14 protein-coding genes and 1 tRNA gene are annotated in these 13,930 nt (G+C 31.0%); 7 read left to right on the forward strand and 8 right to left on the reverse strand.

Going from position 1 to position 13,930, the window contains the following annotated elements; genetic code table 11:
• Positions 1-123: 123 nt before the first annotated feature.
• From Q0997_RS11980 to Q0997_RS11990, 3 genes are all read right to left on the reverse strand, one after another.
• Entirely contained in the window at positions 124-309 is a 186-nt protein-coding gene (locus Q0997_RS11980) for a dodecin family protein (protein ID WP_299889175.1), read from the reverse strand.
• Between the two features lie 185 nt (positions 310-494).
• Positions 495-2,030 (reverse strand): OmpP1/FadL family transporter, encoded by a 1,536-nt coding sequence (locus Q0997_RS11985; RefSeq protein ID WP_299889176.1) that lies wholly within the window; start codon positions 2,028-2,030, stop codon positions 495-497.
• A 25-nt stretch (positions 2,031-2,055) separates the two neighbouring features.
• Complete coding sequence (locus tag Q0997_RS11990; protein ID WP_299889178.1) at positions 2,056-3,024, reverse strand: hypothetical protein; 969 nt, start codon at positions 3,022-3,024, stop codon at positions 2,056-2,058.
• A 100-nt stretch (positions 3,025-3,124) separates the two neighbouring features.
• Between Q0997_RS11990 and proS the strand changes: the two genes are divergently transcribed.
• The 3 genes from proS to rpsT all read left to right on the forward strand — a co-directional run bounded on the left by proS (position 3,125) and on the right by rpsT (position 5,106).
• Positions 3,125-4,603 carry a proline--tRNA ligase gene (gene proS, locus Q0997_RS11995; RefSeq protein WP_299889179.1) on the forward strand — a complete coding sequence of 493 codons (1,479 nt, stop codon included), beginning with the start codon at positions 3,125-3,127 and terminating at the stop codon, positions 4,601-4,603.
• A gap of 150 nt (positions 4,604-4,753) precedes the next feature.
• Positions 4,754-4,825, forward strand: a tRNA-Glu gene (locus tag Q0997_RS12000).
• Positions 4,826-4,854: 29 nt separating this feature from the next.
• Entirely contained in the window at positions 4,855-5,106 is a 252-nt protein-coding gene (rpsT, locus tag Q0997_RS12005) for a 30S ribosomal protein S20 (protein WP_299889181.1), read from the forward strand.
• 208 nt (positions 5,107-5,314) lie between these two features.
• Here the strand turns inward: rpsT and rho are convergent, their stop codons facing one another.
• Positions 5,315-6,985, reverse strand: coding sequence for a transcription termination factor Rho (gene rho, locus Q0997_RS12010; RefSeq protein ID WP_299889183.1), 1,671 nt, complete (start codon positions 6,983-6,985; stop codon positions 5,315-5,317).
• Between the two features lie 204 nt (positions 6,986-7,189).
• Here rho and Q0997_RS12015 point away from each other — a divergent pair, with 204 nt between their 5' ends.
• On the forward strand, positions 7,190-7,600 hold the full coding sequence (locus tag Q0997_RS12015; protein WP_299889184.1) for a DUF4293 domain-containing protein: 411 nt from the start codon (positions 7,190-7,192) through the stop codon (positions 7,598-7,600).
• Between the two features lie 60 nt (positions 7,601-7,660).
• Here Q0997_RS12015 and Q0997_RS12020 read toward each other — a convergent pair whose 3' ends face one another.
• Positions 7,661-8,158, reverse strand: a complete 498-nt coding sequence (locus Q0997_RS12020; protein ID WP_299889187.1) for a metallophosphoesterase family protein — start codon at positions 8,156-8,158, stop codon at positions 7,661-7,663.
• 135 nt (positions 8,159-8,293) lie between these two features.
• On the opposite strand from Q0997_RS12020, the gene truA reads away from it, so the two are divergent.
• Both truA and Q0997_RS12030 read left to right on the forward strand, forming a co-directional pair.
• Complete coding sequence (gene truA / locus Q0997_RS12025; RefSeq protein ID WP_299889188.1) at positions 8,294-9,055, forward strand: tRNA pseudouridine(38-40) synthase TruA; 762 nt, start codon at positions 8,294-8,296, stop codon at positions 9,053-9,055.
• Positions 9,045-10,811 carry an ABC transporter ATP-binding protein gene (locus tag Q0997_RS12030; protein WP_299889190.1) on the forward strand — a complete coding sequence of 589 codons (1,767 nt, stop codon included), beginning with the start codon at positions 9,045-9,047 and terminating at the stop codon, positions 10,809-10,811. Before truA ends, Q0997_RS12030 begins: the two co-directional genes overlap by 11 nt.
• Here Q0997_RS12030 and Q0997_RS12035 read toward each other — a convergent pair.
• From Q0997_RS12035 to folP, 3 genes are read right to left on the reverse strand one after another with little or no spacing between them, the layout of a single operon-like run.
• Complete coding sequence (locus Q0997_RS12035; protein ID WP_299889192.1) at positions 10,808-11,626, reverse strand: DUF3667 domain-containing protein; 819 nt, start codon at positions 11,624-11,626, stop codon at positions 10,808-10,810. The genes Q0997_RS12030 and Q0997_RS12035 overlap by 4 nt on opposite strands.
• Before the next feature lies 1 nt (position 11,627).
• A complete protein-coding gene (gene cdaA, locus Q0997_RS12040; protein WP_299889194.1) occupies positions 11,628-12,419 on the reverse strand; it encodes a diadenylate cyclase CdaA in 792 nt (263 codons plus the stop codon).
• A 38-nt stretch (positions 12,420-12,457) separates the two neighbouring features.
• Positions 12,458-13,282, reverse strand: coding sequence for a dihydropteroate synthase (gene folP, locus Q0997_RS12045; protein WP_299889196.1), 825 nt, complete (start codon positions 13,280-13,282; stop codon positions 12,458-12,460).
• A 106-nt stretch (positions 13,283-13,388) separates the two neighbouring features.
• Here folP and Q0997_RS12050 point away from each other — a divergent pair, with 106 nt between their 5' ends.
• Positions 13,389-13,928 (forward strand): DUF1599 domain-containing protein, encoded by a 540-nt coding sequence (locus tag Q0997_RS12050; RefSeq protein ID WP_299889378.1) that lies wholly within the window; start codon positions 13,389-13,391, stop codon positions 13,926-13,928.
• Positions 13,929-13,930: the final 2 nt, after the last annotated feature.

Genomic DNA, 13,930 nt, shown 5'->3' on the forward strand with positions numbered 1-13,930 from the left:
ACCACTATTAAAAAGAACTTTAAAGCTCACTTTACGCTTAAACGTTAGAAGAGAAAATACTTTAAAGCATAAAAAAAACCTGAACAAATCTGTTCAGGTTTTTTATTAACTAATAAAATGATTTTATTTTACTTCAAAAGTAATTTTTAAATTAACTCTAAAGTCTGATACTTCACCATCAGTAACACTAGCACTTTGATCTTGAACATACACAGAGCGAATGTTTTTAACACTTTTAGAAGCGTGTTTTACTGCTTTTTTTGCATCTTCCCAGCTTTTATCAGAGTTTGATAATACTTCAATAGCCAAACGTATAAAGATGAAAATAGCTAAAGGTTGATTAGATTTTTAATGCTATTCTATAATAAATTAAACGAAAGTTAAATACTATTTTGTAGAGATAAAGTTTTATTAAGTACTATGTTTACCATTTTAACAATAAAAAGCCTTAAGTGTTTGCTACTTAAGGCTTTTTATTTATTATTTGGATAACTTTATAATTGAAAGCCAAGAGATAGAGTGATATTTGAATTAACATTATCAATTGTTACTGCATCAACTAAACCGGTATTAAATAGCTGATGATTTCTAGATTGTTTTGATTGATCGTAGGTTAAATCAATGGTGGTATTTCCAAATTTATAACCAAGACCAAGAGAGTAACCTCTTAAATCACCAATTGTTGTTTCATTTTTATAAGGACTTTCTTCAAAACGGTATCCACCTCTTAAACTAAATCTTTTAATTTTATATTCTCCGCCAACTTTATATGTTGAAGCTGCTTTTAAATTATTATTAATAATAAGGTTTTGATCTGAGAAATAAGCATCTGAAGTTGGCTTGAATTTTATATTACTATAATCTTTTCTTGAATAATCAAAATTTATTAAACCATTAGTTCCAAAAATATATGCTAGACTACCAGTGATTTTCCCAGGAGATTGTAATTTGTATTGAGGGAATACATTTAGGACTTGAGGATCAAGAACTCTTAGAATGTCTGTTCCTCCTTCATTTCTAACTGTTTCAATATATTGAGTTGTTTCTTCTTCAATAGTCATCCAAGTAGGTGAGTCATAAGTTAAACCTAATCTCAAACCTTGTGCAACTTTAAATATTGTTCCTATTTGAAATGAAAAACCACTTCCGTTTACACTAATATTGTTTTCAAAACCAACTTGGTTTACAAGCGATCCAGTATTGTCGTTTTCTTCGAATAGGAATGTAGAGCGTTCATAATTTAAGAAATGAGAATTAAGATTTAATCCAAAATAAAAATTGTCTCCGTATAGAGCAGAAGCATTAAAAGCAACTTTGCCATTATATCCTGTAGAATTTAAGCTGTATTCTTGACTGAATTTTCCGTTAGCAATATTTGATGTGTATGATGTATTATCATCATCTGGAGTATCTGGTTCTAATATAAAGGAATCGTAACCTAAGAATGCTTGTTGATTTGTATAACCAAAAATGTTTCCAATTTCTGAATAAGCTTGACTAACAGTTTCTCCAGGTAAAGCTGAAATTTCATCCAACCTTAAACCCTGAGTTATGTTAAGAAAATAATCACCTATAGAGTTCCCATTTGAAGTGTCTGTTCCATTGGTGCCTTTAGCAAACCAATTGTCTTCATAGTTTCTAGTATTGTCATAAGCAATACTTAATGCAAATTTTTTCCATTTAGAATTTTCATTTCTATTTTTAAAAACAAAAGCACCACCACCTTGTTGTAACTTGATATCGGACTCCGAGTTTGAGTTTCTGCCTTCAAAAAAAGAGACATCGTTATCAATATTTAAACTACCTAATGTAAAAGATGCATTACTGTTAGCGAATACAGAAGAACTAGCAGGGTTTATGTTTACAGCACTTAAATCTCCTCCTAAAGCACCAAATGCACCACTTAAAGCTCTAAATCTTGCTGTTCCAGTTATTTCTCCACTACTATATCTTAAGGCGTCATTTATATCTTGGGCGTAAATCGTAGGCATAAGAAGTATACCTACGAAAAGTAATATTAACTTTTTCATATTTAATTTTATGTTTTGTAGAATTTTATCTTCTTCCGCCTCTTCTTGATGAAGATGATCTTGAACTTCTTGCAGGGCTAGAGCTTCTTGAAGGACTAGAGCTTCTAGTAGAACTTCTGCTAGGTGCTGAACTTCTTGAAGGTGTATATGTTCTTGGAGTAGACCTTGTTGGTCTTACAGTTGAAGAATTATTGTTTCTTATTCTAGGTCTTGTTGTTTGAGATCTTGTTGGTCTTGTAGTATTAGAAGAATTAATTCTAACGCGTCTTGCTAAGTTTGATCTGTTAACATTAGACCTTGTTCTTGATCGTGTAATAGAGTTATTACGAGTGCTTGTAGATCGGCGAATTCTGTTGTTTGATGCGTATCTACTATTTATTCTGCCTCTACGTGTAGAATTGTATGCGATACCTCTTCCAGAGTTTCTATAATAGCCATTACCATATCCCCAATAGTTTCCTACACCATAATAAGGGTTGTTAAATCCATTACCCCAACCGTATCCATAACATAAAAGGCCATTATTATACCCGAAATTTCCATTCCATCCCCAATTGTTCCATCCCCAATTGTTCCATCCCCATCTATTCCATCCCCAAAAAGGTCTATTCCAATTATTGTAAAAACCCCAACCGTTATCATAAACATTTATGGTAACTTCATTACTGTTTTCTCCCCAAGCAGCATAGCCTTCTTCTTGAGTATTTTCATCAGAATAATTACCTTGGTATGAATCTATATCAACAAAAACTTCACCTTCTTCAGCTTCCATTTCTAAAGACTTTTCTTTAAAATAATTTTTATAGTAGTTGTTGTTATTGTCTTCTTGTTTTTTTTCTGTGGCAATTTGAGCTTGTCTATTATCTTCCTCTCCATAAATCCCATCACTATTTTGTCCAACATATTGGTATGAACCGCAAGATGTCATTCCTAAAGCTAAGCCTAGAATGGCAAGTGCTGGTAATTTAGTCTGTAAGTAGTTAATTAATCGCATATCTTTTTAATTTAATTGTTGAACATAACAAAAATAGTTAGTTTTGTCCAACTATTTTATTTTTTAACAGAGTCACAATATTTGTGCCAAAACACTAAGTATGAGCAAAAAACTCACAAGTAGAGCAGAAGATTATTCAAAATGGTATAACGAGTTGGTTGTAAAGGCTGATTTAGCTGAGAATTCGGCTGTTAGAGGTTGTATGGTAATTAAACCTTATGGTTATGCTATATGGGAGAAAATGCAAGCAGAATTAGATAGAATGTTTAAAGAAACGGGTCATCAAAATGCGTATTTCCCTCTTTTTGTTCCTAAAAGTTTGTTTGAAGCAGAAGAAAAAAACGCTGAAGGCTTTGCAAAAGAATGTGCTGTTGTTACTCATTATAGGTTACAGAACGATCCTGAAAATGAAGGGAAGTTAAGAGTAGACCCAGAAGCAAGATTAGAAGAAGAACTAGTAGTTAGACCTACAAGTGAGGCTATTATATGGAATACATATAAGGGTTGGATACAATCTTATAGAGATTTACCTTTATTAATAAATCAATGGGCTAATGTTGTACGTTGGGAAATGCGTACACGTTTGTTTTTAAGAACAGCAGAATTTTTATGGCAAGAAGGGCATACTGCGCATGAAACAAAAAAAGAGGCTATTACTGAAGCTGAAACTATGAATAATGTTTATGCTACTTTTGTTGAAAACTTCATGGCAATTCCAGTTGTTCAAGGATTAAAATCTGAAAGCGAGCGTTTTGCTGGAGCTGTTGAAACTTATTGTATTGAAGCACTAATGCAAGATGGAAAAGCATTACAAGCTGGGACATCTCACTTTTTAGGTCAAAACTTTGCTAAAGCATTTGATGTTAAATTTACTTCTAAAGAAGGGAAGCAAGATTATGTTTGGGCAACATCTTGGGGAGTTTCTACAAGGTTAATGGGAGCGTTAATTATGACCCATAGTGATGATCAAGGTTTGGTTTTACCACCAAATTTGGCACCTAATCAAGTGGTCATTGTTCCAATATACAAAACAGATGAGCAACTTGAAGAAATAACATTAGTTGTAAATCAGATAATGAAAGATTTAAGAGCTAAGCATATTACCGTGAAGTTTGATAATAGAACAACACATAGGCCAGGAGCTAAATTTGCTCAACATGAATTACAAGGGGTTCCTTTACGTATAGCTATTGGGGCAAGGGATTTGGAAAATGGAACAGTGGAACTGGCAAGAAGAGATACTTTAACTAAGGAGACAGTCGCTTTAGATACTTTAATAGGAAAAGTTGAAGGACTAATGGTAGAAATTCAAGAAGCTCTTTTTAATAAGGCTTTAAATTATAGAAACACGCATACAACAGAAGTAGATAATTTTGAAGAATTTAAAAAAGTATTAGAAACTAAAGGAGGCTTTATTTCAGCGCATTGGGATGGTACAATAGAAACAGAAGATAAAATAAAAGAGCTTACAAAAGCAACAATAAGATGCCTTCCTTTGGATGGGGAATTAGAAAATGGAGTTTGTGTCTATTCTGGAAACCCTTCAAAGCGTAGAGTATTGTTTGCAAAAGCGTATTAAATGAATTTTTTTTAAAAAAAGTTTATTTAGCTATTGCAAGAGTAGAAAATAGTTGTATTTTTGCATCCGCAATGGAGACATAGCAAAGTTATTTGAAAAGTATTTGTAAGTATTAAATAATAATTTATATTTGCACACTCAAAAATAAATGGCCCGTTCGTCTATCGGCTAGGACGCCAGGTTTTCATCCTGGTAAGAGGGGTTCGATTCCCCTACGGGCTACAATTTTTTAATAAAGAAAAAAAGAACAAATGGCAAATCATAAGTCAGCGTTAAAGAGAATTAGACAAAACGAAACGAAACGCTTAAGAAATAAGTATCAGCACAAAACGACTCGTAATGCAATTAAAAAATTACGTGAGTTAACTGATAAGAAAGAAGCGGAAGCATTATTGCCTTCAGTAGTTTCAATGTTAGATAAGTTAGCTAAGAATAATGTTATTCACGCTAATAAAGCAGCTAACCTAAAATCAGGTTTAACTAAGCATGTAGCAACGATCTAATATTATTTAACACATAATATTTAAAAAGCCTATCGGTAATTCGATAGGCTTTTTGCTTTTTAATAATAAAGAAGACTAAAATATAGTATGTCTAGTCTCTTAGGTCTAATAAATAGCATTGTAGTGTGTAGAAAGTGTTATATAGATATAAAAAAGAAAAGCCTTGAATTTATTAATTCAAGGCTTTTTTATATTTAAAAATGAGTTTTTATCCGTTCATGGAGATTAAAAATTCTTCATTACTTCTTGTTTGCTTGAAGCGATCATTAATAAATTCCATAGCTTCTACAGGATTCATATCTGCAAGGTACTTACGCATTACCCACATTCTTTGGATAGTGGTAGCATCTAGTAAGATATCATCGCGACGAGTACTAGATGATGTTAAATCGATAGCAGGGAATATACGACGGTTAGATATTTTTCTATCTAATTGAAGTTCCATATTACCTGTACCTTTGAATTCTTCAAAGATTACTTCGTCCATTTTAGATCCAGTTTCTGTAAGCGCTGTAGCAATAATAGTAAGTGAACCTCCATTTTCTATATTACGAGCGGCTCCAAAGAAACGTTTAGGTTTGTGTAATGCATTTGCATCTACACCACCAGAAAGTATTTTACCAGAAGCAGGTTGTACTGTATTATAAGCTCTAGCTAAACGTGTTATAGAATCTAATAAAATTACAACATCATGACCACATTCTACTAGTCGTTTTGCTTTTTCTAATACAATGTTTGCAATTTTTACATGTTCGTGAGCTTCTTTATCAAAAGTAGAAGCGATAACTTCTCCTCTTACATTTCGTTGCATGTCTGTTACTTCTTCAGGGCGTTCATCAATTAATAAAATCATTTGATAAACTTCAGGATGATTAGCAGCAATTGCATTAGCCACATCCTTAAGTAACATTGTTTTACCAGTTTTTGGTTGTGATACAATCATACCACGTTGCCCTTTTCCTATAGGAGCAAACAAATCCATTATACGAGTTGAAATGGTTGCTTGTTTTTCGGCAATATTAAATTTTTCTTGTGGAAACAAAGGTGTTAAATGTTCAAAAGAAACACGATCTCTTACAACATCAGGACTTTGTCCATTTATTTTATTTACTTTAATTAGCGGAAAGTATTTTTCTCCTTCTTTAGGAGGTCTTACATTACCTAATACTGTATCTCCGGTTTTTAAACCAAATAAACGAATTTGAGATTGTGATACATAAATATCATCAGGAGATGATAAATAGTTGTAATCTGAAGAGCGTAAAAATCCATAACCATCCTGCATAATGTCTAAAACGCCTTCGCTTTCTATTATGGCATCAAATTCAAAATCCGGTTCTCGATAACGGTTGCGGTTATCTTTGTTACCATGGGTGTTTCCATTTTTTTGGTTACGATTTTGATTATTTTTTTGATTACGATTTTGATTGTTATCTTTTTTATTCTGATGATTATGAACCGGCTTTTTGTGATGTGGCTTTGGCTGTTGTGTTTTAACCTCTGCTTTTTGTTCTGGTTTATTATCAGTTTTTGTTTCTTGTTTCTGCTCTTTTTTGTCATCAGCATTAAAAGCTAGAGTCTCTTGTTTAGCAGTTGGTTGTTCTTGTTTTTTAGCAGGAGCAGGACGCTGTACACGTTCTCTTTTTTGTCTTTGTGGTTTAGGCTTTTCAGCTTTTGGTTTATCCACTTTAGGCTTTTCAGCTTTTGGTTCTTCCTTTTTTACTTCAGCTACTGCTTTAGGATTAGCTGCTTGATAGTCTAATATTTGGTATACTAAATCTAATTTTTTTAATGAGCGATACTTAGGCACTTTAAGTTTTTTTGCCATTTCCTGTAGTTCAGGAAGCTTCATTTCTTTTAATTGTGAGATTTCAAACATTGAATTGTTTAATTGAATATTTTGTGTAAAATATGTTGTTGAAATTTTTCCGAAGAAAATTATATGTAATTCTGAAGAATTAACGTGTTGCTAATGTGTTTGTTGCAATACGTTACTGCAATTATACAACTTTATTTTAAGATTTTAAGTTAAAATTAATAAAAGAAGTTATATTTTTGTACTTCAATTTTTCGAATAAAATAAATGATACAACGTATACAATCTATCTATTTACTTTTAGCAGCTGGAATATCAGCTGGATTGATTTTTGTATTTCATTTATGGATAACCAGTGAAAACATAAAAGTTTTTGCGATGGACGAATTGTTGTATTTAGGCCTATTTACTGGTTCTGCAGCTTTGTCTTTGTTATCTATATTTATGTTTAAAAATAGGAAGTCTCAATTTATGTTGGGACGACTTAATATCATATTAAACTTTATTTTACTAGGATTACTTGTATATCAATCTCTAAATGTATCTGGAGAAGCTTTGGTTTCTGAGAAAGGTATTGGGATTTTTCTTCCTATTCTGTCTATTGTATTATTAGCATTAGCTAATAAGGCTATTAAAAAGGATGAAGATCTTGTAAAATCTGTAGATAGATTACGATAAACCTAACATCTTAGTAGTATTAGTGCGTGAGCCCAAGGTGAAGATCTTGGGCTTTTTTATTTAATATCTTTTGGGGAATTCTATTACTTCTAAGTTTTTAATTTTTTTGCCATCTATCGTAAAACGTAGCATTGTTCTTACTTTATGGAACCCATGCTTTCCTACAGCGCCAGGGTTCATATGTATTAAGTTTAATTTTTTATCTGGCATCACTTTTAGAATATGAGAATGCCCACATATAAAAATACGTGGTGGATTTTTATATATTTCATCGCGTACTCTTATATTGTATTTTGCTGGATATCCACCTATATGAGTAATCCAGACATCAACATCTTCACACATAAATCTATTGTGCTCTGGGAATTCTAATCGTGCTTTATCTCCATCTATGTTACCATAAACTCCTTTTAAAGGTTTTAGATTTTTAATAGCATCTGTTACTTTTAAATCGCCAATATCTCCAGCATGCCATACTTCGTCAGCTAATTTTACATATTTTAAAATATCATCATCAATATGACTATGAGTATCTGAAAGTAAAAGTATTTTTTTCATTTATAAAGAACTTGTTTCTAGATATATTTTTTAGGAAAAGTAAATGAATTATTAATAATAATTTAGGATTTCTTTAGGAAGAAAAACAATTATATTTGTCATTCTATTTTTTAGAATAACAAAAATACTACATTATTGCGCTATTTTATAGAATTATCTTATAACGGAAAAGCATATCATGGTTGGCAAATACAACCTAATGCAATATCTGTACAAGAGGTTTTAGAAAAAGCATTGTCAACGTTATTAAAAGAACCCATTTCTACAATGGGAGCCGGAAGAACCGATGCAGGTGTTCATGCTAAACAATTATTTGCTCATTTTAATACAGAAGGAGCGTTTGATAAGGACACACTTGTTTATAAGTTAAATTCATTTTTGCCTGAAGATGTTGCCGTTAAAAATATATTTACTGTTAAGCATGATGCACATGCTAGATTTGATGCCGTAAGTCGTGCTTATTTATATAGAATCGCACTAAATAAAAGTCCGTTTAATACTACGCAAGCTTTTTATTTAAAACCAAGGCTGGATGTGGAAAAGTTAAAAGAGGCTACAAAAATTTTATTTGATTATAAAGATTTTCAATGCTTTTCGAAAACTAATACAGATGTAAAAACGTATAATTGCACTATAATGAAAGCAGAATGGCATATTATAGACAATGAATTGCATTTTATTATAAAAGCAGATCGTTTTTTAAGGAATATGGTTAGAGCTATTGTGGGTACATTAATTAATATTGGAATTGGTAAACTTGAAGTTGATGATTTGCATAATATTATAAAATCTAAGAATAGGAGTGAAGCTGGTTTTTCGGTTCCTGCACATGCTTTATATTTAACAGAAGTTGCTTACCCAGAAACTATAAAAATTAAAGATAAAATTGGCAAATAAAAAAGAAAACATATTTGATGTCAACTTATTTAAGCGTTTGTTTAAATTCACAAAACCATATAAAACTGTTTTTTATGGGGTTTTACTATCTGTTTTAATAATAGCGGGTTTAAGTATTTCAATACCAAAACTTTTACAAATCGCAATAGATAATCATGTAAAAATAAGAAAAGAAGAAGGTTTTTTATTTTACATTATTTTAATGATTGCACTATTATTAGTTCAAACTATATTTCAGTTCTTATTTCAGTTTTATGCCTCTTGGTTAGGACAAAATATTGTTAAAGATGTGCGTGTGTTGTTGTTTAATCATATGCTAAAATTTAAAATGAAGTATTATGATAATTCTTCGGTTGGAACTTTAATAACACGAGCGGTTACAGATATGGAGCGCATTGCCGATATTTTTGGCCAAGGGTTGTTTATGATTTCTAGAGATTTAATGGTGATGTTAGTTATTTCTGTAGTGATGTTGTTTACAAATTTTAAGTTGAGCTTAATTGTATTTGTGACAATGCCAATTGTATTATATGCGACTAAGATTTTTCAGCGTTATATGAAAAAGGCATTTGAAGAAGTTAGAACAGAGGTTTCTAATCTTAATTCTTTTGTGCAAGAACGTGTCACTGGAATGAAAATTCTTCAATTGTTTACTAGGGAAGTTACAGAGCAAAAAAACTTTAAAGCCATAAATGAACGCCATAAAAAAGGTTGGTTAAAAACAATTTGGTATAATTCAATATTTTTTCCAATAGCAGATTTTTTATCATCAATTACTTCAGGTTTAATAGTGTGGTTTGGTGGGTTAATGGTTGTATTACATGGTACTGCTACCGAAGGTGAGTTATTTATGTTTATTATGATGATTCCAAAATTGTTTAGACCACTACGACAAATTGCAGATAAATTTAATACGTTGCAAATGGGTATGGTTGCAGCTACACGTGTGTTTAAAGTTATTGATACAACATCACAAATTGATGACACTGGAGTTAATCAAGCCAATCAATTTAAAGGAAATATAACTTTTAAAAACGTACATTTTAGTTATGTTGAGGATGAAGCGGTCTTAAAAGGCATTTCATTTAATGTTGAAGCTGGACAAACAGTTGCTATTGTAGGATCTACTGGAGCTGGAAAATCTACAATTATTAATTTGTTAAATCGTTTTTATGAAATTAATAGTGGTACTATTTGTATAGATAACATAGATGTGAAATCTGTAACGCTAGCTTCCTTAAGAGCTCAGATAGCAGTTGTGTTACAAGATGTTTTTCTATTTGCAGATACCATTATGAATAACATAACACTAAATAATCCTAAAATTACTGAAGAAGAAGTTATTCAAGCAGCAAAAGATATAGGGATACATGACTTTATTAGTAGTTTGCCAAATGGTTATCATTATAATGTAAAAGAAAGAGGTGTCATGTTAAGTTCTGGGCAACGTCAATTAATTTCGTTTCTACGAGCTTATGTAACCAACCCAAGTATTTTAATTTTAGATGAAGCTACATCTTCTGTAGATTCATATTCTGAGCAATTAATACAAAATGCAACAGATAAAATAACTAAAGGTAGAACATCTATAGTTATTGCTCATAGATTAGCTACAATTCAAAAAGCAGATCAAATCATTGTTATGGATGCTGGTGAAATTGTAGAGCAAGGGACTCATAAAGAGTTATTAAAAAAGAAAGATGGTTATTACCGCAATCTATATGAAGTTCAATTTCTAAAAGCTGAAGTGGCTTAGTTTTTTGCTCTTTTGGCAGCTTCTATTGCTGCTTTTTGAGCTTCAATCATTTCTTGGCCAGTATCTGTAAGAAACATCCAAGTAGCAAAACCTATAGAAGAAATTATTATAAAAGCGATAAAAATGGCTCCAAAACCAAGAGTTCTAAGTATTATACCTTCTAATGATAATTTGTATAGTCGTTTTAAACAATAAGCATTGTATAATACCATTAAAGGAAATAATAAAAGACTTATTAAAATAAAATCTACTTTAAGGGCTAGTAGTACAACCATTAAAACAGAAGTTATTATAGATATTTGAGCTTGAATATAAAGGAAGACAACTAGTAGTTCGGTAAAATTGTAGTTCCTCTTATTAAAAAAGACAATTTTGGCCATTAAGGCATATATAGGAATATAAGACATCATGACTAAAGATGAATATTTGGTCATAAAATCAATTTGACCGGCTTGCATTTCTTTATTTGCCGCATTAGAATAACCACTTAGAAAATGATTAGTCATTGCATCTGGAAAAAAGTTTGTAAGAATATAAGTGTAAAATCCAGTTAGAGTTATAGCAATAGCAAAATAACTAATAACGTCTACATATTTTTTTCTAGTACCATTAATGTAACTACCTATTACTTCTTCAGGTTTAGAAAATAAATGTCTAAATGTTCTAAGCAGTTGATTGTCATAATTTAAATAACGATAAGTAAAATCTTCAAATAGATTACGTATTGTTAGTCTATTTCTAATAACTTTTGCGCCACATCCATTACAAAAATTTATTTGTTGTGGTAATAACCTTCTACAATTTTTACAAACCATATTAATCTAAATCATCTTTAATAATTTCAATTAATTCTGTAGAATCTTTAAAATCGATAAACATTCCGTTTCTAAAACATGAAATCTGTCCAGTTTCTTCACTTACAGCAATAGCAATAGCATCTGTACGTTCTGTAATACCAACAGCTGCTCTATGGCGCAGACCAAAACGTTGCGGTATTGTTTTTTCGTTATTTACTGGTAGAATAACACGTGTAGCTTTTACTATATTGTTTTCTATAATAATAGCGCCATCATGTAATGGACTATTTTTAAAAAAGATACTTTCTATTATAGGTTGGGTAACTTTAATATTCATTTCATCGCCTGTGTTAACTAGAAAGTCAAGATTATTGTTCCGTTCTAAGACTATTAAAGCACCTGTTTTTGAAGTACTCATTTTATTGCAGGCAGCAATAATAGTATCTATATCTGTTTTAGAAGTTGAAATACCTTCAGTTTTTAAGAACTTTAAATGTTTTAGGAAATTTCTTTTATTGCCAAAGTTTGTAGAGCCAATCATTAATAAAAACTTACGAACTTCTTGTTGAAAAACGACAATTAAAGCAATAAAACCAACACTCATAAAACCACCAAGTATTTTAGTTAGTAATGTCATTTGTAAGGCTTCAACAACAAGAAATATGAAGTATATAATTACAATACCTATAAAAATATTAATAGCAACAGTACCACGAACTAGTTTATAGACATAGTAAAGTAATAGCGCAACTAATACAACATCTATAATGTCTATTAGGCTAAAATTTAAAACGGTATCAAATATTTCCAAGGAAAATAGGTTTTGGTAAATTTAAAAATTAAAAACTATTACATGTTAAGTTCGTTAAATAATTTTACACATTCTACAGCTTCTTTTACATCGTGGACACGTAATATTTTTGCGCCTTTTTGTAAAGCAACCATATTTAAGGCTGTTGTACCATTAAGCGCTTGCGCTGGAGATGAATTTAATGTTTTATAAATCATAGATTTTCTTGAAACTCCTGCTAGTAAAGGTAAACCTGTTATTTTAAAACCTTCTAAAACGTTAAGTAATTCAAAATTTTGTTCTGTGGTTTTAGCAAAACCAAAACCAGGATCAATAATAATATCTTTAATGCCCAATGCTCTGGCTGAAGTAATTCTTTCAGAAAAATAAAATAAGACATCTTTTAAAATATCATCATAATCTGTATGTTGTTGCATTGTTTGTGGTGTGCCTTTCATGTGCATCATAATATATGGAACATTTAAACTTGCAATTGTTTTAAGCATTTTATTGTCTAAATGCCCAGCAGAGATGTCGTTAATCAAAGCGGCACCTTTTTCTATCCCTTTTCTTGCTACTTCTGCTCGAAAAGTGTCAACCGAAATAATTATATCGGGAAAATGCTTTAGTAATAATTCGATTATAGGAAGAATACGTTTAAGTTCTTCTTCTTGAGGTACGTTCTCCGCGTTTGGTTTAGAACTATAAGCACCAATATCAATAAAAGTAGCTCCGTCATCGAGCATTTTTTTTACTTGATTTAGAATGCCAGATTCGTCTTTGTAAAATCCACCATCGTAAAAAGAATCTGGTGTTACATTAAGAATACCCATTACTTTTGGAGTAGACAAATCTATTAATTTGCCCTTGCAATTAATCGTCATTGATACCTTTGTATTAGTTGTTTGTAAAGCATTTTAAAACTATAAACGCTAAACTTTGAATTTTAAACAATTTTATGCGAAATTTACGCAAAATAGAATCAATAATATGCAAGATACTTCAAAACAATACGACGATGTAATAGAAACCTGTCGTAGTCTATTTATTAATAAAATGAGTGATTATGGAAGTGCATGGCGAATTTTAAGATTACCATCACTTACAGATCAAATTTTTATTAAAGCACAACGTATTAGAAGTTTACAGCAAAATGATGTAAGAAAGGTTGACGAAGGAGAACAAAGTGAATTTATTGGCATTATTAATTATTGTATAATGGCATTAATTCAATTAGAAAAAGGTGTAGTAGAACAGCCAGATTTGTCAACCAAAGATGCTACAACATTATATGATGAAAAAGTAGCAATTACAAAACAGTTAATGCAAGATAAAAATCACGATTATGGTGAAGCTTGGCGAGATATGCGAGTAAGCTCTTTAACCGATTTAATATTGCAAAAACTATTGCGTGTTAAGCAAATTGAAGATAATTCGGGAAAAACAATAGTTAGTGAAGGTATAGATGCTAATTATCAAGACATGATAAACTATGCTATTTTTGCAATGATTCATTTAAACGAAAAATAATA

Origin of the sequence: uncultured Lacinutrix sp. (genome assembly GCF_947500325.1) — a bacterium.
In the GTDB taxonomy this organism is placed as follows: Bacteria; Bacteroidota; Bacteroidia; order Flavobacteriales; family Flavobacteriaceae; genus Lacinutrix.